This is a genomic window from Flavobacterium sp. FlaQc-30 (genome assembly GCF_044005885.1).
Taxonomy (GTDB): Bacteria; Bacteroidota; Bacteroidia; order Flavobacteriales; family Flavobacteriaceae; genus Flavobacterium.
On sequence record NZ_JBIPCO010000025.1, the window covers coordinates 1 to 639 of the forward strand.

At 40.1% G+C, this 639-nt stretch carries 1 protein-coding gene; it reads left to right on the forward strand.

Annotation, left to right across the window (positions count from 1 at the left end; all coding sequences use genetic code 11):
* The coding region (locus ACHRV0_RS21575) for a gliding motility-associated C-terminal domain-containing protein (protein WP_395442502.1) at window positions 1-639 on the forward strand (639 nt) is incomplete at both ends.

Consider the following 639-nt stretch of genomic DNA (forward strand, 5'->3'; position numbering starts at 1 on the left):
CAGGAACACTGCCGGCAAATATTACAGTTGAATGTTCAGCAGTAATTCCTGCGCCTGTAACCCTTACAGCGACAGATAATTGTTCGACAGCCACAGTAAGCTACGCTGAAGTAAAAGTGAACGGAAGTTGTTTAGGAAGCTATCAATTGCAAAGAACATGGACAGCAGCAGATGCTTGTGGAAACGAAACTAAACATACACAGCTTATAAATGTGGTTGATACTACAGCTCCTGTGTTTGTAGAGGCGCTTCCTGCCAAAACAATAAATGCAAGCTGTGATACAATTCCTGAAGCAGAAACATTGACGGCAACAGATGCCTGCAGTAATGCCTTTGTAACGTATACAGAAACTAAAACAGCAGGAGACTGCAGTGCGAGATATACTTTGACCAGAACATGGAAAGCAAGTGATGAATGCGGAAACGAAAACGTATTTACACAAACCATCAATGTTTCATGTCTGCCAAATATCTTTAACGGAATCTCACCAAACGGAGACGGAATAAATGATAAGTTTGTTATAGACGGTATCGATTGTTTCCCAAACAATACAGTGAGAATTTACAATAGATATGGTGTACAGGTTTATGAGAAAAAAGGGTATGACAATGTAACGAATCCTTTTGAAGGTTTCTCAG